Annotated in this window: 20 protein-coding genes; 9 read left to right on the forward strand and 11 right to left on the reverse strand. The window is 74.9% G+C overall.

Annotation, left to right across the window (positions count from 1 at the left end; all coding sequences use genetic code 11):
• Window positions 1-36: 36 nt before the first annotated feature.
• From AB0637_RS04090 to AB0637_RS04110, 5 genes are read right to left on the reverse strand one after another with little or no spacing between them, the layout of a single operon-like run.
• Window positions 37-1305, reverse strand: coding sequence for a beta-ketoacyl-[acyl-carrier-protein] synthase family protein (locus AB0637_RS04090; protein WP_366169887.1), 1269 nt, complete (start codon window positions 1303-1305; stop codon window positions 37-39).
• A complete protein-coding gene (locus tag AB0637_RS04095) occupies window positions 1302-2342 on the reverse strand; it encodes a glucose-1-phosphate thymidylyltransferase (protein WP_366169888.1) in 1041 nt (346 codons plus the stop codon). The genes AB0637_RS04090 and AB0637_RS04095 overlap by 4 nt, the downstream gene beginning before the upstream one ends.
• Complete coding sequence (locus tag AB0637_RS04100) at window positions 2339-3415, reverse strand: 4'-phosphopantetheinyl transferase superfamily protein (RefSeq protein WP_366169889.1); 1077 nt, start codon at window positions 3413-3415, stop codon at window positions 2339-2341. The genes AB0637_RS04095 and AB0637_RS04100 overlap by 4 nt, the downstream gene beginning before the upstream one ends.
• Before the next feature lie 51 nt (window positions 3416-3466).
• Window positions 3467-4708, reverse strand: a complete 1242-nt coding sequence (locus AB0637_RS04105) for a hypothetical protein (RefSeq protein ID WP_366169890.1) — start codon at window positions 4706-4708, stop codon at window positions 3467-3469.
• 3 nt (window positions 4709-4711) lie between these two features.
• Entirely contained in the window at window positions 4712-5530 is an 819-nt protein-coding gene (locus AB0637_RS04110; protein ID WP_366169891.1) for an AfsR/SARP family transcriptional regulator, read from the reverse strand.
• A gap of 266 nt (window positions 5531-5796) precedes the next feature.
• On the opposite strand from AB0637_RS04110, the gene AB0637_RS04115 reads away from it, so the two are divergent.
• From AB0637_RS04115 to AB0637_RS04125, 3 genes are read left to right on the forward strand one after another with little or no spacing between them, the layout of a single operon-like run.
• Window positions 5797-5979, forward strand: coding sequence for a hypothetical protein (locus AB0637_RS04115; protein WP_366169892.1), 183 nt, complete (start codon window positions 5797-5799; stop codon window positions 5977-5979).
• Window positions 5976-8228 carry a TOMM precursor leader peptide-binding protein gene (locus AB0637_RS04120; RefSeq protein WP_366169893.1) on the forward strand — a complete coding sequence of 751 codons (2253 nt, stop codon included), beginning with the start codon at window positions 5976-5978 and terminating at the stop codon, window positions 8226-8228. Before AB0637_RS04115 ends, AB0637_RS04120 begins: the two co-directional genes overlap by 4 nt.
• 44 nt (window positions 8229-8272) lie before the next feature.
• Window positions 8273-9490: a histidine kinase gene (locus AB0637_RS04125; protein WP_366169894.1), complete on the forward strand. Its 1218-nt coding sequence runs from the start codon at window positions 8273-8275 to the stop codon at window positions 9488-9490.
• A 3-nt stretch (window positions 9491-9493) separates the two neighbouring features.
• Here the strand turns inward: AB0637_RS04125 and AB0637_RS04130 are convergent, their stop codons facing one another.
• The 5 genes from AB0637_RS04130 to AB0637_RS04150 form a co-directional block, all read right to left on the reverse strand.
• Window positions 9494-10099, reverse strand: a complete 606-nt coding sequence (locus AB0637_RS04130; RefSeq protein WP_366169895.1) for a response regulator transcription factor — start codon at window positions 10097-10099, stop codon at window positions 9494-9496.
• A 74-nt stretch (window positions 10100-10173) separates the two neighbouring features.
• On the reverse strand, window positions 10174-11184 hold the full coding sequence (locus tag AB0637_RS04135) for a Gfo/Idh/MocA family oxidoreductase (RefSeq protein ID WP_366169896.1): 1011 nt from the start codon (window positions 11182-11184) through the stop codon (window positions 10174-10176).
• Window positions 11174-12592: an NDP-hexose 2,3-dehydratase family protein gene (locus AB0637_RS04140; RefSeq protein ID WP_366169897.1), complete on the reverse strand. Its 1419-nt coding sequence runs from the start codon at window positions 12590-12592 to the stop codon at window positions 11174-11176. The genes AB0637_RS04135 and AB0637_RS04140 overlap by 11 nt, the downstream gene beginning before the upstream one ends.
• Window positions 12589-13911, reverse strand: a complete 1323-nt coding sequence (gene rfbH / locus AB0637_RS04145; RefSeq protein WP_366169898.1) for a lipopolysaccharide biosynthesis protein RfbH — start codon at window positions 13909-13911, stop codon at window positions 12589-12591. Before rfbH ends, AB0637_RS04140 begins: the two co-directional genes overlap by 4 nt.
• Window positions 13908-14591, reverse strand: coding sequence for a dTDP-4-dehydrorhamnose 3,5-epimerase family protein (locus AB0637_RS04150; protein ID WP_366169899.1), 684 nt, complete (start codon window positions 14589-14591; stop codon window positions 13908-13910). Before AB0637_RS04150 ends, rfbH begins: the two co-directional genes overlap by 4 nt.
• A gap of 139 nt (window positions 14592-14730) precedes the next feature.
• Here AB0637_RS04150 and ppk2 point away from each other — a divergent pair, with 139 nt between their 5' ends.
• The 6 genes from ppk2 to AB0637_RS04180 all read left to right on the forward strand — a co-directional run bounded on the left by ppk2 (window position 14731) and on the right by AB0637_RS04180 (window position 18467).
• A complete protein-coding gene (gene ppk2, locus AB0637_RS04155) occupies window positions 14731-15630 on the forward strand; it encodes a polyphosphate kinase 2 (RefSeq protein WP_366169900.1) in 900 nt (299 codons plus the stop codon).
• A gap of 128 nt (window positions 15631-15758) precedes the next feature.
• Complete coding sequence (locus AB0637_RS04160; RefSeq protein WP_366169901.1) at window positions 15759-16976, forward strand: inorganic phosphate transporter; 1218 nt, start codon at window positions 15759-15761, stop codon at window positions 16974-16976.
• Between the two features lie 21 nt (window positions 16977-16997).
• The gene (locus tag AB0637_RS04165; RefSeq protein ID WP_366169902.1) at window positions 16998-17297 is read left to right on the forward strand and encodes a hypothetical protein; all 300 of its coding nucleotides are present in this window, start codon (window positions 16998-17000) and stop codon (window positions 17295-17297) included.
• Window positions 17298-17310: 13 nt separating this feature from the next.
• Window positions 17311-17616: a DUF3349 domain-containing protein gene (locus AB0637_RS04170; RefSeq protein WP_366169903.1), complete on the forward strand. Its 306-nt coding sequence runs from the start codon at window positions 17311-17313 to the stop codon at window positions 17614-17616.
• A gap of 87 nt (window positions 17617-17703) precedes the next feature.
• Entirely contained in the window at window positions 17704-18108 is a 405-nt protein-coding gene (gene crcB, locus AB0637_RS04175) for a fluoride efflux transporter CrcB (RefSeq protein ID WP_366169904.1), read from the forward strand.
• Complete coding sequence (locus AB0637_RS04180) at window positions 18105-18467, forward strand: CrcB family protein (RefSeq protein WP_366169905.1); 363 nt, start codon at window positions 18105-18107, stop codon at window positions 18465-18467. Before crcB ends, AB0637_RS04180 begins: the two co-directional genes overlap by 4 nt.
• A gap of 11 nt (window positions 18468-18478) precedes the next feature.
• Here the strand turns inward: AB0637_RS04180 and AB0637_RS04185 are convergent, their stop codons facing one another.
• Window positions 18479-18742 carry a hypothetical protein gene (locus AB0637_RS04185; RefSeq protein ID WP_366169906.1) on the reverse strand — a complete coding sequence of 88 codons (264 nt, stop codon included), beginning with the start codon at window positions 18740-18742 and terminating at the stop codon, window positions 18479-18481.
• Window positions 18743-18837: the final 95 nt, after the last annotated feature.

The following is an 18837-nucleotide window of genomic DNA, read 5'->3' on the forward strand; positions in this document are numbered from 1 at the left end:
TCGTCGTCGTGGTCGTCGCGGTCGTCGTCGTCGGGGTCACCGGGCACCGCCGGTGGGCCGGGCCAGGAGGAGGGCCGTCTGGAAACCCCCGAAACCGCTGCCGACGCTGAGCGCGACGCCGGTCCGGTGGTCCCGGGCCTCCAGCGGGACGTAGTCGAGGTCGCAGAGGGGGTCCGGTTCGTGCAGGTTCGCCGTGGGCGGGACGACGCCGTGCTCGATGGCCAGGGCGCACGCGGCGGCCTCCAGACCGCCGACCGCACCGAGGGAGTGTCCGATCATCGACTTGATGGAACTCACCGGGACGCGGTACGCGTGCTCGCCCAGGCTCAGCTTGAACGCGGCGGTCTCGTGGCGGTCGTTCATGGTCGTCCCCGATCCGTGGGCGTTGACGTAGTCGACGGCCTCGGGGGACAAGCGCGCCTCGGCCAGGGCCGCGTCGATCGCGGCCGCCATCTCGGTGCCGTGCGCGGTGAGCCCGGTCATGTGGTGGGCGTTGGCGCGGGAGGCGTACCCGACCACCTCGGCGTAGACGTGCGCGCCGCGGGCACGGGCGTGCTCGAACTCCTCCAGGACGAGGGTGGCGGACCCCTCGCCGAGCACGAGCCCGTCGCGGGTCCGGTCGAAGGGGCGGCTCGCCGTGGCGGGGTCGTCGTTGCGGGCGGTCGTGGCGTGGATGGCGTCGAAGCAGGCCGAGGTGATGGGGGAGATGGGTGCCTCCGCCGTCGTCGTGACGACGACGTCGGCGCTGCCCTCGCGGACGAGTTCGGCGGCGTGCCCGACGGCGTCCAGGCCCGACGTGCACCCCGTCGAGACCACGGCGGCCGGTCCCAGGGCCCCGGTGCGTCGCGCGACCTCCGCCACGACCGAACTCGGCACGAAGTGGTCGTGCAACCACGGGGAGGCGAGCCGGTGGTCCACGAGCCAGTCCCGGCCGCCCCGGCTGACGCGGGCGAACTCGCGTTCCAGGCTCGTCGTGCAGCCGACGGCGTTCCCGAGGACGGTGGCGATGCGGGTGGGGTCCTCGCGGTCGACCAGCAGTCCGGCGTCGGCGACGCCCTCGGCCGTGGAGAGTACCGCGAACTGCGCCAGCCGGTCCAGCCGCGCGACGTCCTGCGCGCTGAGCCCGGCGGCCAGCGGGTCGAGGTCCACCTCGGCCCCCACCCGGGAGCGGAACGGCGAGGGGTCGTAGGCCGTGATGGTGCGGGTCGCGGTGCGGCCCGAGGTCAACGTGTCCCAGAAGCCCTTGAGCCCGGGGCCGCCGGGGGCCAGGGCACCGAGACCGGTGATGACGACGCGGCGCCTCACGCGGCGACCGCCCGCGCCGCCTGCGTGCCGGCCTCGACGGTCCGCAGGACCTCGCCGTGACCGACGACGCACCCCCGCAGGTCCGTGCCGCGGTGCAGCCGCGACCCGTCGAGGACGACGGAGTCCCGGACGGTCGAGGAGTCGACGAGGCAGTGCGCCCCCACGGTCGTGCCGGGCCCGATCGTGCTGTCCCGCACCACCGCTCCGGCCCGGACGAGGACGGGGCCGTGCAGCAGCGACCGTTCCACCCGGGCGCCGGCCTCGACGACGACGTGCCCGACGACGCGGGTCGCCGTGTCCACGGACCCCGAGACCCGGGCCACCAGACCCGGCAGGAGGTCGCGGTTGCACTCGACGACGTCGAGCGGTGTCCCCACGTCCTTCCAGTACCCGCGGTGCCGCGTGGAGGTGACGGCCGCCCCGTCCTCGACGAGGAGCTTGATCGCGTCGGTGATCTCGAGTTCGCCCCGGGCGCTGGGCCGCAGGCGGTCGACGGCGGCGTGGACCTGCGGGGAGAAGAAGTACACGCCCGTGAGGGCCAGGTTCCCCACGGGGTCGCGGGGTTTCTCCACGACGTCGAGGACGCGGCCCGTGGCGCTGACCTGGGCCACCCCGAAGCGGCGCGGGTCCTCGACCTCGTGCAGGAGCAGGTGGGCCGCGGGCCGGCCGGCGAGGAACTGCGCGGCGGCGCCGTGCAGGCCGCCGAGCAGGACGTTGTCGCCCAGCACCATCGCCACGTCCTCGTCCTGCAGGAAGGGCCGGGCCACGGCGAGCGCGTGGGCGAGTCCGCGGGCGGCGTCCTGGCGGACCAGGGTCACCTCGACGCCGTAGCGGGAACCGTCCCCGAGGGCGTCGCGGACCTGCTGCTCCTGGTCCCCGACGACGACGGCCACCTCGACGACGCCGATGTCGGCCAGGCCCCGCAGGACCCGTCCGAGGACCGGGACGCCCGCGACGGGGATGAGTTGCTTGGGCATCCAGCGGGTCAGGGGGTGCAGCCGGCTGCCCGTCCCCCCTGACAGCACGAGACCTCTCACGGTGTCCTCCTCGGTTCTGCGGTTTCCTGGGTTTGCTGGGTTTCCTGGGTTTGCTGGGGTTTCTCGGGCTCTTCGGTGCGGTGGCGTTCCGGCGACGACGGTCCTCGCGGCTCCTGGAGCCCCCCTCGAGGCGGGACGGGGTCGCCGGGGTCGGTGCGCAGGAGCGCCAGGACCTCGGCGACGTGGTCCCCGCCCGGGACGGCCGTCTCCGGGACCCACTGCAGGGCGGCGGAAGGTGGTGCGGGTGCAGCGGTCGCGCGGTCGCGTCCCCACCACCCCCCGGCCGTGAGGGCCCACGACACCGTCCAGCGGTCGGCGACCGCCGTGGTGCCGAACGTCCACCCCTCGTCGGGGGCGGGGGAACCGTCGGGCCGCCGCAACGTGGGCGGGTGGTCCAGGGTGAAACCGAACTCGCCGAAACCCAGGCGCAGGCCCTGCCCGAGCGCCTTCGTGTACGCCTCCTTCAGCGTCCACAGGCGGACCATCTCGCGTCCCACCTCGGGGTCGGGCAGCAGGCACAGGTCCCGCACCTCGGCCGGGGTCCAGAACGCGCGGTCGACCCCGGCGAGCCGCAACCGGCGGTCGGTGCTCTCGGTGTCCACCCCGATCCGCCCGTGCCGGGCGACCCCGACGACGACGAGGTCACCGGTGTGGCTGAGGTTGACGTCGACGCCGAGGTGCCCGCGCAGGTGCGGTCGCCCGCCCGGGGCGTAGCCGAGGTCGACGGCGTGCGCGGACGTCCCGAGCGCGGCGGCGGCGACGGCCTTGAGGAACGCCCGGCCGGCGAGGAACCGGCGCTGCGCGTCCTCCAGGCGCAGGTCGCGGTAGCGGGGCCAGTCCGCGCCGAGCACCCGGCGCAGGTCGCCGCCGGTCCGGGCGTCCTGGGCCCAGTCGCTGAGCGAGGCGTGCGCGATGACGGCGCCCTCGGTCGCGACGGCCGAGCGCAGCCACGACCAGCGGTTCGTCTGCCCGTGCCGGCGCAGCGGCCCCACCAGCCGGGGCCCGGGGTGCGGCAGCCCCGGCGGTGGGACGGCACCGCGGGTGCTGCCGGGGGTGGGTCGAGGGGTGACCACGGGTGCCTCGCTCCTGGACGGACGGGTGCTGCGACGGCACCGGTGGCGCCGTCACCCCCCGTCGTACGCGCGGCCGGTGCGGGCGCGCTCGAGCACGTCTCGAAGCAGGGCGTCGGTGCACTCCTGCGGCGGCGCGGGCACGGGGAGGCCGAGCCGCGCGGCGACGGCGTGCAGCGCGACGGGCACCCAGGACCGCGCCGGGAGGACGTCCGGCCCGGCCCCGGCGGCGGGGACCAGCAGGCACGCCCCCGCGGCGTCGAGCCACGCGTGGCGCTCCGCGAGGGCCGACAGGCCGACCGAGCGCTGGTGGGCCGGCTGGACGCTGGTGCGCGCCACCTCCGCCCGCAGGCGTCGCGACTCCGCGGCCAGGGCCGCGAGGGGGGCGGTGCCCCCGGGGGGCGCGGGCGAGCCGGTGAGGGCGTCGGCGAGCGCGTCGGTCCCGTCGGGCGACTCGCGCACGGCGGTGGGGTCCCACGGGACGGGGTGGCGGTGGGGGAGCGGTCCGGCGGCGGGCCGGTGGGCCAGGTGGCTGACGAGGGTCAGGCGCGCCAGGTCCCCGGCCGTCGTCGCGTGGGCGAGCGCGCGGAGCACGGGCAGCGGGGACCGGTCGGGGGCCGGGCCGGCCGCCGACCCGGGGAGCGTCGGGGGCAGCGTCAGGGGGAGCAGGTCCAGCAGGAGTTCGCGCAGCAGGTCGGTGCCGACGAACTGCGCGACGGCCGTCGGCACGGCGGCCGACGTCGGGGCGTGCCGCACGGCGGTGCAGGCGGCGCGCGTGAGGGCGTCGACCGTCAGCAGGTCGGCCCGGGCCCGGACGAGCACGGTCGAGGCCGTCCGGGTCAGGGGGTGGCCGCGGGCGCGGGCGTCCACGACGGAGCGGGCCGCGCTGCGCACGACCTCCTGCGCGGCCCCGGCCAGGACCGCGGGGACGACCGCCCGCACCAGGACGTCCGCGCGCAGCGCCCGGCGCAGGACGGTCGGCCGGTCCCGTCCGTCCGCGACGTCCCGCTCGGAGGAGCCCGTGCAGTCGCCGCTCAGCACGCGGACGGCGGTCCGCGCGGCGAGGTCCTCGTCGTCGCCGGTCCACACGGGCGCCAGCGCCCGCAGCGGTCCCACGACGGTCAGCAGGGCGGCGTCGAGGTCCCGCCGCGCGAGCCGCTGCCCGGCCTGCGCCAGCGCCAGCACGTCGTCGAGCGTCCCGCCCCAGCGTTCCGGGACGAGAGCGGCCGGGGGGACCGCGTCGGACGCGGGCGCGCTCGCCCCGTCCGGTCCGGGCCGGACGACGGCCGTCGTCACGGCTCACCCCGCCCGCTGCAGCTGCACCGTCTCGTGCGTCTGCGGCCGGCCGGCGTCGAGCCGTTCGTCCGAGCGCAGCACGGCCTCCTGCAGGCGGCGCAGCGGGAGCGTCGGCTCCAGACCGAGCTCCTCGTCCAGGGTGTGCCGCAGCCGGGTGAACTCGGCCAGGGCCCGGGACGCGCGACCCGCGCGGTACAGCGCCGTCATGTACTGCGCGCAGAACGTCTCGTGCAGCGGGTGGCGCGCCGTGAGGACCGCGAGCTCCCCCAGGACGGCGCCGTGCCGGCCGAGGGTGAGGTCGGCGTCGATGCGCGCCTCCAGGACGGCCAGCCGGTTCTCCTCCATGCCGGCGACCTCGATGCTCAGCACGGGGCCCGTCTCCACGTCGACCAGCGCGGGGCCGCGCCACAGGTCCAGGGCCCGTCCCAGCAGGTCGGAGGCGGCGTGCGCGTCCCCGGCCTCCGCGGCCGCGCGGCCCGCCGTGCGCAGCTCGTCGAACCGGTGCACGTCGACCGCGCCCGGGGCGATGTCCAGGCCGTAGCCGGCGTGCCGGGTCACGAGCACGTCCTTGGCCGCGAGGCCGCAGGGGGCCAGGGCGACGGTCAGCATGCGGCGCAGCTGCAGGACGTACGTCTGCAGCGTGGTGGCGGCGCTGCGCGGGACGCGTTCGCCCCACAGCTCGTCCACGAGGGTCGAGACGGGCACGACGCGACCGGGGTTCAGCGCCAGCAGGGCGAGCACCTGACGCGGTTTGGCGGCGGTGGGGGCCGTGCCGATCCCGTCGACACCGGCCTCCAGCGGTCCGAGCAGCTTGACGTCCACGACGACTCCTCGTGTTCCTCGATCGGTTCCTCCTGCGTCCTGCCGGGTCCGGCGGACGGCTCCCAGCCAACCCCTCGGCCCCCTCGCCGCGGCAGTGCCGCTGAGCACCTGAGGACCGTGAACCCGGGCAGACCGTCACCGTGTCCGGATCACGTCGGCACCCGTGACGACGTCACTACCGGAGCGGCCCGCCGGCGGTGCAGGCTGGGCGGCACCGGTCCACCGGCACCAGCGCCGGGGCCCACCGCCCGTGACAGGAGAACCCGATGTCCCTCACCGCAGCCTCCCGCCCGACCACCTCCGTGCACCCGGCAGCGCACCCGGGGACGCCGGTCTCCGCCCTGCTCGACGTCGACGTCGTCGACGCGTGGTCGGCCCCGCGCACCTCCTCCGCCGCGGCCCTGACGTTCTGCCTGCACACCGGCGTCCTCGAGGACGTCGTGCGGTGAGCACCGCAGGGGGGTCGTCGGGGCCCCTCGTGCTGCGTCGGCACCTCCACGTGCAGTCCGTCTCCGACACGCTGTTCCTGTTCTCCGAGGGTCGCGTCGAAACCCTGCGGGCGCCGGGGATCGACCGGTTGCTCCCGCTGCTCGACGGGACCCGGGACCGCGACGAGGTCGTCGCGCACCCGGCTGTCGACGGTCCCCGGGCGGCCGCCCTCGTCGACGCCCTGCTCGACCACGGCCTCCTGACGGTCGGTCGCGCCGCGGCCGGAGCCGAACTCGCCTACTGGGACGCGGCCGGTGTCGACGCCGAGGCCACCGCCCCGCTGCGGGACGGCGGCCGGACTGGGCTGACCGTCCTCGCGGACGTCGACCCCGACGCCGTCGCCGCGGGGTTGCGGGCCGCCGGGGTTCCCGGTCTGGAACTGTCGGGGACCGCGGGCCCGGCGGGGACGGACCTCGACGTCGTCCTCACCGACGACTACCTCGACCCCCGGCTCGCCGCGGTCGCCGCGGCGCACCGGGCGTCGGGAACTCCCTGGCTGCTCGCCCGGCCCGACGGCCGCCGCGTCTGGCTGGGGCCGGTGTTCACCGGCGAGGGCGCCTGCTGGCACTGCCTCGCCCACCGGTTGTGGTTGCGGCGCAGCCGGGAACTGGCCGTCGCCGAGCAGTTGGGGCGTCCCGGGCTGCAGACCTCGCCGCGGCTAACCACCGCGGCCACCCGGACGGCGGCGCTCGCCCTCGTGGCGCACGAGGCGCTCAAGTGGTTGTCCGGGTGCCGCTCGGCGCAGGACGCGGTCTGGACGTTGGACACCGTGGACCTCGCCGGCGCCCGCCACCCGGTGACGCGTCGCCCGCAGTGCCCCGCGTGCGGTGACCCGGACCTCGTGACGCGGCGCGGCGCGCGACCGGTCACCCTGCGGGCGCGCGACGTCGTCGTGGGCGGTGGCGGTGGCTACCGGGTCGAGCCGGCCGAGGCGACCCTGGAGAGGTTGCAGCACCTGGTGAGTCCGGTCACGGGGCTCGTGCCCCGCCTCGACCGCGTCCCCACCGGTCCCGCCTTCTTCAACTCCTGGTCCGCCGGTCCCGCCACCTGGGTGTCGGGTTCCCCGGGGCAGGACGGCACCGCTCCGGTCGTGCGGTCGGCGTGGCGCTCCGTCAACGGCGGCAAGGGCGTCACGGCCGTGCAGGCCCAGGTCAGCGCCCTGTGCGAGGCCGTCGAACGGACCAGCGGGTTCCGGCAGGGCGACGAGACGGTGGTCCGGGGGAGCCTCACCTCCCTCGCCCCCGAGGCCGTCGACCCCGACGCGGTGCAGTTGGTGGACGCGGCCCAGTTCGCCGACCGGGACGTCTGGAACCGCAGCCACTCCACGTTCAACCGGATCCCCGAGCAGTTCGACCCCGACGCCGTCGTGGACTGGACGCCGGTGTGGTCGCTGACCCACGGCCGCCGCCGGTTGCTGCCCACCGACCTCCTCTACTACGGCGGGTCGACGCCGGGGACGGCCGCGGACTCCAACGGGACGGCGGCCGGGACCTGCCTCGAGGACGCGGTCCTGCAGGCCCTGTTCGAACTCGTGGAGCGGGACGCCCTGGCGCAGTGGTGGTACAACCGGCTCCGCCTGCCCGCGGTGGACCTCGGCAGCACGGGCGACCCGTGGGTGACCCAGCTGCGGCAGGTCCACGCCGAGCTGGGCCGCGAGGTCTGGGCGCTCGACCTCACGAGCGACCTCGGGATCCCGGTCGTCGCCGCCCTGTCCCGCTGCGTCGTGCCGGGTGCGCCCGAGGCGGTCGCGATGGGTTTCGGCGCGCACACGGACGGCCCGCTGGCGCTGCGCCGCGCGCTCACGGAACTGAACCAGGTGATGCCCCTGGCCCTGGACCCGGCCACGTCGGCCGGCGACCCGGACCTGCGCGCCTGGTGGGCCTCCGGTTCCGTCGCGGCGAACCCGTACCTGCTGCCCGACCCCGCCGAACCCGTGCGGCGGTTGCCGTCGGACGGCCGGCCCGCCCCCCTGGACGAGCACGTCCACGCGCTGGTGGAACGACTGCGCGGCCACGACCTGGAGGTCCTCGTGCTGGACCAGACCCGTCCCGACCTCGGCGTCTGCGTCGTCCGCGTCGTCGTGCCCGGGCTGCGCAGCCCCTGGGCGCGGTTCGCGCCCGGCCGGTTGTTCGACGTCCCGGTGCGGCGCGGTCTGCTCCCGCGGCCGACCGCCCCGGCGGACCTCAACCCCGTCCCCTTCTTCCTGTGAGCGGGTCGGTGGACGCTCCGGCCGGTGTCCCCGAGAATCCCTCCGTGCGGGTGTTCGGGGGGACGGGGTCCGGTGGGCGGTTGTCGTCGTCGGCGGTCGCGGCCCGCGAGAACGGTGCCGCCCGGTCGGCGGACCTCGGGGGCCTCGACGTCCTGACGCAGGGGCCCCGGCTGTCCCGGGTGGTCCTCATGACGGTGCTGCTCGGGTTCGCGGTCGTCGCGGTGCTGACGGCGCGCGAACAGGGCATCGGCGGTGACCGGCTGGTCGTGTTCCTCGTCCTGCTCGCAGCGCTCCTGTCCCTGCACGTCGGCTGGTTCGTCCCCCGCGGTCGCCGGTTGCGGACGGGGCCGGACGTCGCGGCGTTCGCGGCGCTGGGCCTGCTGAGCTTCGTCCCGCTGGCCGTGTTCGGCCTGGCGTGGAGCGGGGTCGCGGGGTTCTTCGGCGGGGTCGCCCTGCTCGTCCTGCCCGCGAGGTGGCGCGTCCTCGTCGCGGTCCTCGTCCCGCTGGCGACCGCCGCCTGGTACGTCGGTGCGGGTTTCGCACCCGACCAGACCGTCTACGCCCTCATCAGCACCGTGAACGTCGAGGCCGTCGTCTTCGGGTTGTCGCGCCTGACGCAGGTGGTGGACGCGGTGGTCACGGCACGGCGCCGGCTCACCGACGCGGCCGTCACCGAGGAACGGTTGCGGATCGCCCGCGACCTGCACGACCTCTTGGGCTACAGCCTGTCCGCCATCACCCTCAAGGTGGAACTCGTCTCCCGCCTGGTGGCGTTCGACGTTCCGCGGTCGCAGGCCGAACTCGGGGAGGTCCTCGCGATCTCCCGCGAGGCCCTGAGCGACGTCCGCGCCGTCACCAGCCGCTACCGCGACCTGGACCTGCGGCGGGAACTGGACTCGGCCCGCCGGGTGCTCGAGGCCGGTGGGGTCGTCGTCGACGTCGCCCACGACGAGGTCGACCTGCCCGCCCCCACGACGACGACGCTGGCCACCGTCGTGCGCGAGGGGGTGACGAACGTGCTGCGGCACAGCGACGCCCGCACGTGCTCCCTGCGGTTGGACGTCGCCCGCCGCGCGGGGACCGTCACCCTGACGATCCTCAACGACGGGGCGCACCCCGAGGGCGCCGAGGAGGACGGCCACGGAGGGGCGGGGTTGCGCAACCTCGCCGACCGGGTCCGGGAACTCGGGGGTGCCCTCGAGGCCGGGCGCGGGACCGTCGAGGGCAGTTTCCGCCTGTCCGTCGTCGTCCCGGCGGCGTGAGCCTCAGAGCCAGCCGGCCTCGCGGGCGATGCGGATCGCGTCGACCCGGTTGCGGGCGCTGAGCTTGACGTTGATGTTCGTCAGGTAGTTCCGGACGGTCCCGGCGGACAGGTGCAGGGTCCGGCCGATCTCGGTCGCCTCCGCCCCCGTCGCGGCCACCTGCAGGACGTCGCGTTCGCGGGGCGTCAGCGGGGACTCGACGGTGTCCCAGGCGGCGAGCGCCAACCCCGAGTCGATGACCCGCCGGCCGGCGTGGACGGAACGGATCGCCGCCGCCAGTTCGTCCGCCGGAGCGTCCTTGAGCAGGTACCCGCCGATGCGCGCGGCCAGGGCCCGGCGCAGCGTGCCCGGTTGCGCGAGCTGGGTGAGGATCAGGGTCCGGCACTCCGGCAGGCTCGACTGCAACGCGTCGGCGACGGCGATCCCGTCCATGCCGGGCAGGTCGACGTCCACGACGGCCACGTCCGGGCGGGTCCGCGTCGCGGCCGCCACGGCGTCCTCGCCGCAGGTGACGTCCCCCACGATCTCGAAGTCCGGTTCCAGTCCGAGCAGGGCGACGAGCGCACCCCTGACCATGTTCATGTCCTCGACCAGCAGGATCCTGATCACACGCCCTCCCCCGGACCTCGTCGCCCCCGCCCACGCACGGTGACGGCGATCCTAGGCGCGGACGGGAGCCGGGGTCAGCTCCCGGTGGACGGGGCCGGCCGCCGGGCGTGCCGGCGCACGGCGTCCAGCAGTTCCGCCTCGGCGAGCACGTCGTCGGCCAGCAAGGACGTCCCGTGGTCCACGGCGGCGGCGAAGTGGTCCAGGGTGGCGCGCACGTGGTCGTGCGGGGCCAGCCGGATCCGCCGCCGGCGCCCGCCGCGGAGCAGGTCGAGCTCCGGGGCCGCGTCCGGCCCCGGCGTGAAGGCCGACGCCAGCCGGAGCAGGCCCTCCTCGCCGTGGACCTCGACGTCGGAGACGTACCCGTGGGCCATGCCGAACGTGACCGACGCCGTGGCCCCGTCCGGGGCGAGGAGCAGGGCGCTGCCTCCCAGGTCCACTCCGCCGGGGGCCTCGTCGAGGACGGCCCCGACGACCTCCAGCCGCCGCCCGAGCAGGGTGAGCGCCGCCCGCAGCGGGTACACGCCCGTGTCGAGCAGCGCGCCGCCGCCGAGGTCGCGGCGGTGCCGGACGTCGCCGGCCGGACGGGCCGGGACGCAGAACCGGGCGGTCACCGCCCGCACCCGGCCGACCGCCCCGGCCTGCACCAGCCGGCGCAGGACCCGGGTCTGCCGGTGGTGGACGAACAGGACGTTCTCCTCCAGCGCCAGCCCGCCGGCCCGCGCCTGGTCGAGCAGGCCGCGGGACGTCGCCGCGTCCCCGGTGAGGGGTTTCTCGGCCAGCACGTGCTTGCCGGCCGACAGCGCCCGCCGGGCCCACGGGGCGTGCAGGGCGTTCGGCAGCGGCAGGTAGACCGCGTCGACGGCGGGGTCCTCGAGGACCTGGTCGTAGGAGGCCGGTCGCGCCCCGTGCTCGGCGGCGAGGGCGGCCGCGGTCGCGGGGTCGCGGCTGGCGACGTGCGTGAGCCGCCACCGGCTGCGCCCCGAGCTCAGGACGGGCAGGACCCGCCGCCGGGCGATGTCGGCGCAGCCGAGCACGGCGATCGTCCGGACGGAACCGTCGGCCCCGGCCGCGGGGTCACGCCGCACGGAGCCGCCGCCCCCGGCCGGCGCCCGCACCGAGCAGGCTCACGAGGCACGTCACGAGGGTCCGGGCCTGGATGTCGGCGTAGTGCGCGTGCGGCAGCAGGTCGGCCAGCTGCGCGGGGGTGACCCAGCAGAACCCCGGCGGTTCGGCCAGCGGCACCTCCTCGCCGACCTCGACGACCTGGTACCGGCAGCGCGCGTCGAGGAACCGTCCACCCTCCTCGGACAGGACGGAGTCGAAGCGGCGCGCCCGGGCCGGGGCCGCCGCGACCACGTCCGCGAACAACGGGTCGGGTGTTCCCGGGCAGGGCGTGAACTGCACGGTGGGGCCGATCTCGACGCCGTCCCGGAACCCCGGTTCGACGGCGGCGCGCGCCAGCACGTGCAGCACCCCGTCGATCGGGCGCGCCAGCAGCGCGGCCGTCCCCACCCCCACCGGGGCGAGCAGCGGCTGGCTCCAGCGGTGCACCTCGCGGCTGGCCGACCCCACGTCCACGGCGACGACGCGGAAGTGCCCGCCGTCGCGGTGGAAGACCTCCTCGGGCGTGCGCACCCAGTCCTGGACCGAACCCAGCGGGACGAGCCGGGACTCCATCCCCGCCTCGACCCGGGCGGCGGTGAACCAGGCGCGGACCTCCGCGTCGCTGTGGCGCGACCGGGCACCGGGGGCGAGCCCGGCGGCGAGGGCGTCGGTGAACTCGTCGTGGGCCGGTGCGCCGCCGCGCAGGGGTGCCCCCGCCAGCACGGTGCGCGTGCACATGTTGACGGTGTCGTCCTCGCGCAGGAAGCGCTGCACCTGCCCGACCGTCAGCCAGCGGTGGTCCTCGCCGTCCTCGAGCGCGTGGTCGACCTCGACGACGACGTTCCGGTTGCGCTTGCGCCAGAACCAGGTCCCGTGCTCGGACTGCAGGGAGTCGCTGACGGTGCGCGCCCCGCTGCCGGGCAGGAAGTGCTCGAGGTGGCGGACGGTGGCCCCGTGGTGCAGCCGCGTGTAGTTGCTGCGGGTGGCCTGGACGGTGGGGGACAACTGCACCGCGCCCGGGTTCCCGGGTTCGACCTTGGCCTGCACGAGGCAGTGCAGCAGACCGTCGATCTCCCGCACGACCATGCCGAGGATGCCCACCTCGGGCTGGACGACGACGGGTTGCTGCCACCCGCTGCCGTCGGGTCGGCGCACGTCCATGCCGCGGACGGCGAAGAACCCCCCGCTGTCGTGGCTGACGTCCCCCGTCGCGGGGTCGGTGCTCCAGCGGGGGAGGGCGTCGAAGGTGGTGCGTTCCAGGTGCAGTCCGTCGCGCAGCCGCCGCTCGTCGATCCACGCGCGGACCTCGGCGTCGCTCGTGACCCCCTCGCCCGCCGCCGCCGACAGCGCCAGGCGTCGGCTGTCCGACGGCACCGCCGTGGTCCTCACGCGGCCCTCCGCGTCGTGGCGGGGCGGGCCGTGAACTCCCGGACGGTCGAGACGACGTGGTCGAGCATGGGGGCCGTGATGCCGGGGTAGCAGCCGATCCAGAACGTCCGGTCGGTGACCACGTCGCTGTTGCGCAGGTCGCCGACGACGCGGTGGGGTTGCCCGACGTAGGCGGGCTGGCGCGTGAGGTTCCCCGCGAACAACCTCCGGGTGCGGATGCGCCGCTCCTCGAGGTGGTCGACGAGTTCCTTGCGCGTGTAGGGCGCGTCCTCGTGCACGGTGAGGGCGAAACCGAACCAGCTCGGGTCGCTGTCGGGGGTGGGTTCGGGCAGCAGCAGGCCGGGGATCCCGTCGAGGGACTCCCGCAGGTGCTTCCAGTTGCGTCGCCGGGCGGCGTGGAAACCTTCGAGCTTGGCCAGTTGCGTGAGCCCCAGCGCCGCCTGCACGTCGGTGGCCTTCAGGTTGTACCCGACGTGGGAGAAGATGTACTTGTGGTCGTACCCGGCCGGCAGGTTCCCGAGCTGGTAGGAGAACCGCTTGAGGCAGCGGTCGGTCTCGTTCGGTTCGCACCAGCAGTCCCGGCCCCAGTCGCGCAGGGACTCCACGGCCCGGGCGAGCTTGAGGTCGGAGGTCAGGACCATCCCGCCCTCGCCCGTCGTGAGGTGGTGCGCCGGGTAGAAGCTCACGGTGCTCAGCTGGCCGAACGTCCCCGTGAGCCGCCCGCGGTGGGTGGACCCCACGGCGTCGCAGTTGTCCTCGACGAGGAACAGGCCCCGGTCGGCGGCCAGCGCCGCCACGTCGGCGACGGGGAAGGGGTTCCCGAGCGTGTGGGCCACCACGACGGCCCGGGTCCGCGGACCTATGGCGGCCTCGATGCGGTCGAGGGTCGTGTTGTAGGTCGCGAGGTCGACGTCGACGAACACCGGGACGAGGCCGTTCTGCAGGATCGGGTTCACCGTCGTGGGGAAACCCGCCGCCACCGTGACGACCTCGTCGCCGGCGCGCAGCCGGTCCGGCCCCGCCTCCTCGGTCGTCAGCGCCGTCACCGCCAGCAGGTTCGCCGACGAACCGGAGTTCGTCATGTGCGCCTTGCGCACGCCGCTGCGCCGGGCGAACTCGGATTCGAAGCGCCGCTGCGAGGCGCCGGCCGCGATCCGCAGGTCGAGGGCCGCGCTCACCATCGCCACCCGGTCCTCGGCGTCGAGCACCGCCCCCGAGGACAGGACCTCGCTCACGCCGGGCACGAACTCGCGGTCCGCGACCGCCTCCTCGTGGTACTTGCGCACCCCGTCGAGCACGAGGTCCTTGGTCGTGTTCACGGTCGTCTCCGCTCCGTCGCCGTCCCCGGTCCGCACCGGTCGCGACCACCGTCGTCGGCGCGGCTGGAGGTGACGTCGAGCCCGGCTCGCGCGGCGTACAGCCGGCGGCAGTGCGCGTACTCGACGAGCCGTCCCGCCGCGTGCACGGCGGCCAGCGACGGGGCGGCGGCGTCCTTGGCGGACAGGACGGGCGGCCCGTCGGGCAGGACCGGCCACGGCACGGCGAGCGTCTCGTCGAAGGGGTCGATGTCGACCTGGCTGCCCGGCACGTACGTCGTCGAGCACAGGTACATGACCTCGGTGTCGTCGTCGAGGGCGAGGAAGCCGTGCGCCAGGCCCTCGGCGACGAACACGGCGTCACCGCCGGCCTCCAGGACCGTGCCGGCCACCCGGCCCCAGGTCGGCGAGCCGGGGCGGACGTCGACGACGACGTCGAACAGCCGACCGCGGTTGCAGCGGACCACCTTGGCCTGCCCCGGGGGCGAGGTCACCCCGTGCAGGCCGCGCAGCGTGCCCCGGCGCGAAACGGAGCAGTTGACCTGCTCGGCCCGGAACGCGTGGCCGGTGCCGCGGGCGAGGACGTCGGTGCGGAGGACCTCGCCGAACCAGCCCCGCCCGTCGTCGAGGCGGTGGGGGCGCAGCCGGTAGGCGTCGCGGACGGCGGTCTCCTCGATCTCCACCCGACCCGGTCTAGGGAACCGTGCTCGAGCTCCGGTCAGCCGCTGGTCGGTCGCCGGTCGACGGGGTCCGGTGGTGTTCACGCGGTGTTCACCCCGCCGTCGGGCGGGCGACGTCCACGCAGGACGTGCCGGGCGTTGCATGCTCGCCGTGCAGCTGACGCCTGACCTGGGCATGACGGTCCGGGACGACGAGGACGAACCGGAACTCCTGTTGGCCGACGGCCGTGCCGTCGACACCTGGCGCGAGGACTACCCCTACGACTCCCGGCTCGACCGGGCCGAGTACGAGCACGACAAGCGGCTCCTGCAGATCGAGCTGCTGAAGCTCCAGCGCTGGCTGAAGGACTCCGGCGAACGTCTCGTCGTCCTGTGCGAGGGGCGGGACGCGGCCGGCAAGGGCGGGACCATCAAGCGCTTCATGGAACACCTCAACCCGCGCGGTGCGCGGGTCGTGGCCCTGGAGAAGCCCAGCGAGCGCGAGTCGACGCAGTGGTACTTCCAGCGGTACGTGCAGCACCTGCCCGCCGCCGGCGAGTTCGTCCTGTTCGACCGGTCCTGGTACAACCGCGCCGGCGTCGAACGCGTCATGGGGTTCGCGACGTCCGAGCAGTACGACCGCTTCACAGCGCAGGTCCCGTTGTTCGAACGGATGCTCGTCGACGACGGCATCCACCTCGTGAAGTTCTGGTTCTCGGTGACCCGCGCCGAGCAGCGCACCCGGTTCCTCATCCGGCAGATCGACCCGGTGCGGCAGTGGAAGCTCTCCCCGATGGACCTCGCGAGCCTGGACCGGTGGGACGACTACACCGCGGCCAAGGAGGCGATGTTCGACCGGACCGACACCGACGTCGCGCCGTGGACGGTCGTCAAGACGAACGACAAGAAGCGCGCCCGGCTCGCGGCCATGCGGCACGTCCTGGCCCGCTTCGACTACGCGGACAAGGACGTCGAGGTCGTGGGTCAGCCCGACCCCCTGCTCGTGGTGCACGCCCGCACGATCCTGGAGACCGACCGCCGCCCGGAGACGCCTGCCCTCTGAGGCCCCACTCACCCCCTGTCCACCCCGTTCACCGGGAGTTCCTGGAGCGCGGTGAACAGGGGGTGAACTCTTCCGCAGGGCCCCCGATCTGGTTCCGCGGGGCACGGAACGGGTGCAGCCTTCTCCTCGTGGAGACCGCAACCGTCATCCTCGTGCTCGTCGTGGTGGTCGCACTCTCGTTCGACTTCACCAACGGCTTCCACGACACCGCCAACGCGATGGCCACCTCCATCGCCACCGGAGCGCTCAAGCCCAAGACGGCCGTCGCTCTCTCCGGGATCCTCAACCTCGTCGGTGCCTTCCTGTCGGTCGAGGTCGCCCTCACCGTCACGAACGCCGTCGTGAAGATCCAGAACAAGGACGGGTCGCCCAAACCCGCACTGCTCGAGGGCGGCGGCTCGGCGCTGCTGCTCATCGTCCTCGCCGGTCTCGTCGGGGCGATCGTCTGGAACCTCCTCACCTGGCTCGTCGGTCTGCCCTCGAGCTCGTCGCACGCGCTGTTCGGTGGCCTCATCGGCGCCACCGTCGCGGGCCTCGGCTGGGCGGGCGTGAACTGGAACGGCGACGGCACGAAGATCGACGGTGTCGTGGGGAAGGTCATCATCCCCGCGATCGCCTCACCGGTCCTCGCCTGCATCGTCGCCACCGTCGGCACCTGGCTCGTCCACCGCGTCGTCTCCGGCGTCGCGCAGCGCTTCACCGACCAGGGGTTCCGCTGGGGCCAGATCGGCTCGGCGTCCCTCGTCTCGCTGGCCCACGGCACGAACGACGCGCAGAAGACGATGGGTGTCATCACCCTCGGGCTCATCGCGTCGGGCCACTGGAGCGACACGGCCGCGGTCCCGTTCTGGGTCAAGGCCGCGTGCGCCCTCGCCATCGCGTCGGGGACCTACCTCGGCGGCTGGCGCATCATCCGCACCCTCGGCAAGGGCCTGGTCGAGATCTCCCCGGCCCAGGGCATGGCCGCCGAGACCTCCTCCGGCGCGGTCATCCTCATCTCCAGCCACCTGGGCTTCGCGCTGTCGACGACCCACGTGACGACGGGTTCCGTCCTCGGGTCCGGCCTCGGCAAGCCCGGCGCGACCGTCCGCTGGCGGGTCGCCGGCCGCATGGTCGTCGCGTGGGTCACGACGATCCCGGCCGCCGCGCTCGTCGGCGCCCTCATGTGGTGGATCGGCCACACGCTCGGCGGCGGGGTCGTCGGTGCGCTGGTCATCAGCCTGCTGCTGCTCGGGTTCGCGGTGGTCGTCATGCGCCACTCGCGCAAGAACCCGGTCCACGCGGACAACGTCAACGACGAGTGGGACGCGACCGCGGGTGCCGAGCGCACCCCGGCCGCCGTCTGACCCCGAACGAGGAGGAAACCCGTGACGCAGAACCTCGTCCTCGTCGGGGACGCCCTGTGGAAGATCCTGCTCGTCGCCCTCGTGCTGGGGGCGGGCCTGCCGGTCCTGTTCTCGGCCGGCGTGCGGGCCATGGCGTGGGGGGCGGGTGGTGACGCCGAGACGAACCACGCGCCGGGCCACCCGGCGGGCAAGGCCGTCGCGGTCGTCTGCTTCGCCGTCGTCGTGGCGGCCGTGGCCCTCGGCATCACCTTCATCGTCGCCAGCGGTTTCGGCAAGGCGCTGAGCTTCGAGCACGTCTACCCGACCATCGTCGACAAGTGAGGGGAGTCCACCGATGACCTCCGAGACCCTCGCCGGCCGCGTCCTGGACTGGCTGCGCGCCGGCTACCCCAGCGGGGTCCCGCAGCAGGACTACGTCGTGCTGCTCGGGCTGCTGCGCCGCAAGCTCACCGACACCGAGGTCCGCGACATCGCGGCCGAGATCGTCGGCCTCGCCAAGCAGGGCGAGGTGACGACCGTCGCCGACGTCGAACGCCTCGTCAACGCGGCGACCCTCGACGAACCGTCCGAGGCCGACGTCGCGCGTGTGTCCTCCCACCTCGCCGCGGGGGGCTGGCCGCTGGCCGACCGCCCGTTCTGAGCCACGTCCGGACCGCCTCGCCGAGCCCCCTCCCGCACCCGCGGGAGGGGGCTCGGTCGTCCCCGGGGCCTGTGGCAGGGTGACGGCGTGAGGCCCCCCCACCGCGATCCCCGTCTGGTGCTGCTGGTGGCCGCCGGGGGAGCGGTCGGGACCCTGGTGCGCTGGGCGGTCTCCGAGGTCGTCCCCACCGCCGACGGCTTCCCGCTGGCCACGCTGGCGGTCAACGTCGTGGGGTCCTTCGTCCTGGGGCTGCTGCTGGAACGGCTGACGCGCCGCGGCCCGGAGACGCCGTCCGGTCGGCGGTGGCGGCTCGGCCTGGGGACGGGGTTCTGCGGCGGGCTGACGACGTGGTCCAGCTTCGCGGTGGAGGTCGACCGGCTCACGAGCACCGGGTCGGTCGGGACGGCCGCCGGGTACGCGCTCGCCTCCCTCGCCGCGGGGCTGCTCGCCGTCGTGGCCGGCACCGCCCTCGCCGCCCGGGGGTCCCGGTGATCCTTCTCGTCACGCTCGCCGGCGGTCTTGGGGCGGCCGCCCGCTTCGTCCTCGACGGCGCCGTCCGCACGCGGTGGCCCTCGCAGTTCCCCTGGGGGATCCTGCTCGTCAACGTGCTGGGGTCCCTCCTCCTGGGTTTCCTCACCGGCCTGGTGCTGGAGGGGGGCGACCCGCAGTGGCGGCTCGTGCTGGGGGTCGGGTTCTGCGGCGGGTTCACGACGTTCAGCACCGCGCTGACCGACACCGTGCGCCTCGCGCGGGACGGGGCGTCGCGGCTCGCCCTCGTGAACCTGCTGGGGACGTTCGCGGCGACCGTCACGGCGGCCGCGTTCGGGCTCGGGCTGGCCGTCCTCCTCTGAGGACCGCCTCCTCAGGTCCGGGGGTCCTGGCGTTCCACGAGGTACGTGTGGCCGCCGCGCGTGACGCGTTCCCACTGCGCGTACCCGGCCTGCGCCTCGGCCTCGGTGCGCGGACCCCGCTGGGGCCCCTCCTCGTGCGACACCTGGGCCGGGCCGGTGAAGCTGAACACGGCGTCCAGGGCGAGGTCGACCCACTTGTTCTTCGACGTGGGGCGCCGCAGCCGGGCCGGGGTGCGGGGGTCCCGAGGAGTCGGCTCAGGCGATCGTTCGTGCATGAATCATTAGTGTACGCGGGGTCCTGGGGACGTCAACGCGAGCCGCGTCACGTCGTACCGGTGTTGCCGGACCGGCAACGACCCTCGACGCCCGC

It is taken from the genome of Kineococcus sp. NPDC059986, assembly GCF_040702905.1.
Classification (GTDB): domain Bacteria; phylum Actinomycetota; class Actinomycetes; order Actinomycetales; family Kineococcaceae; genus Kineococcus.

Coding starts and splice junctions, on each gene's coding strand:
- AB0637_RS04115 (WP_366169892.1), top strand. CDS start 5,797: ATGTCCCTCACCGCAGCCTCCCGCCCGACCACCTCCGTGCACCCGGCA.
- ppk2 (WP_366169900.1), top strand. CDS start 14,731: ATGCTCGCCGTGCAGCTGACGCCTGACCTGGGCATGACGGTCCGGGAC.
- AB0637_RS04170 (WP_366169903.1), top strand. CDS start 17,311: ATGACCTCCGAGACCCTCGCCGGCCGCGTCCTGGACTGGCTGCGCGCC.
- AB0637_RS04185 (WP_366169906.1), bottom strand. CDS start 18,742: ATGCACGAACGATCGCCTGAGCCGACTCCTCGGGACCCCCGCACCCCG.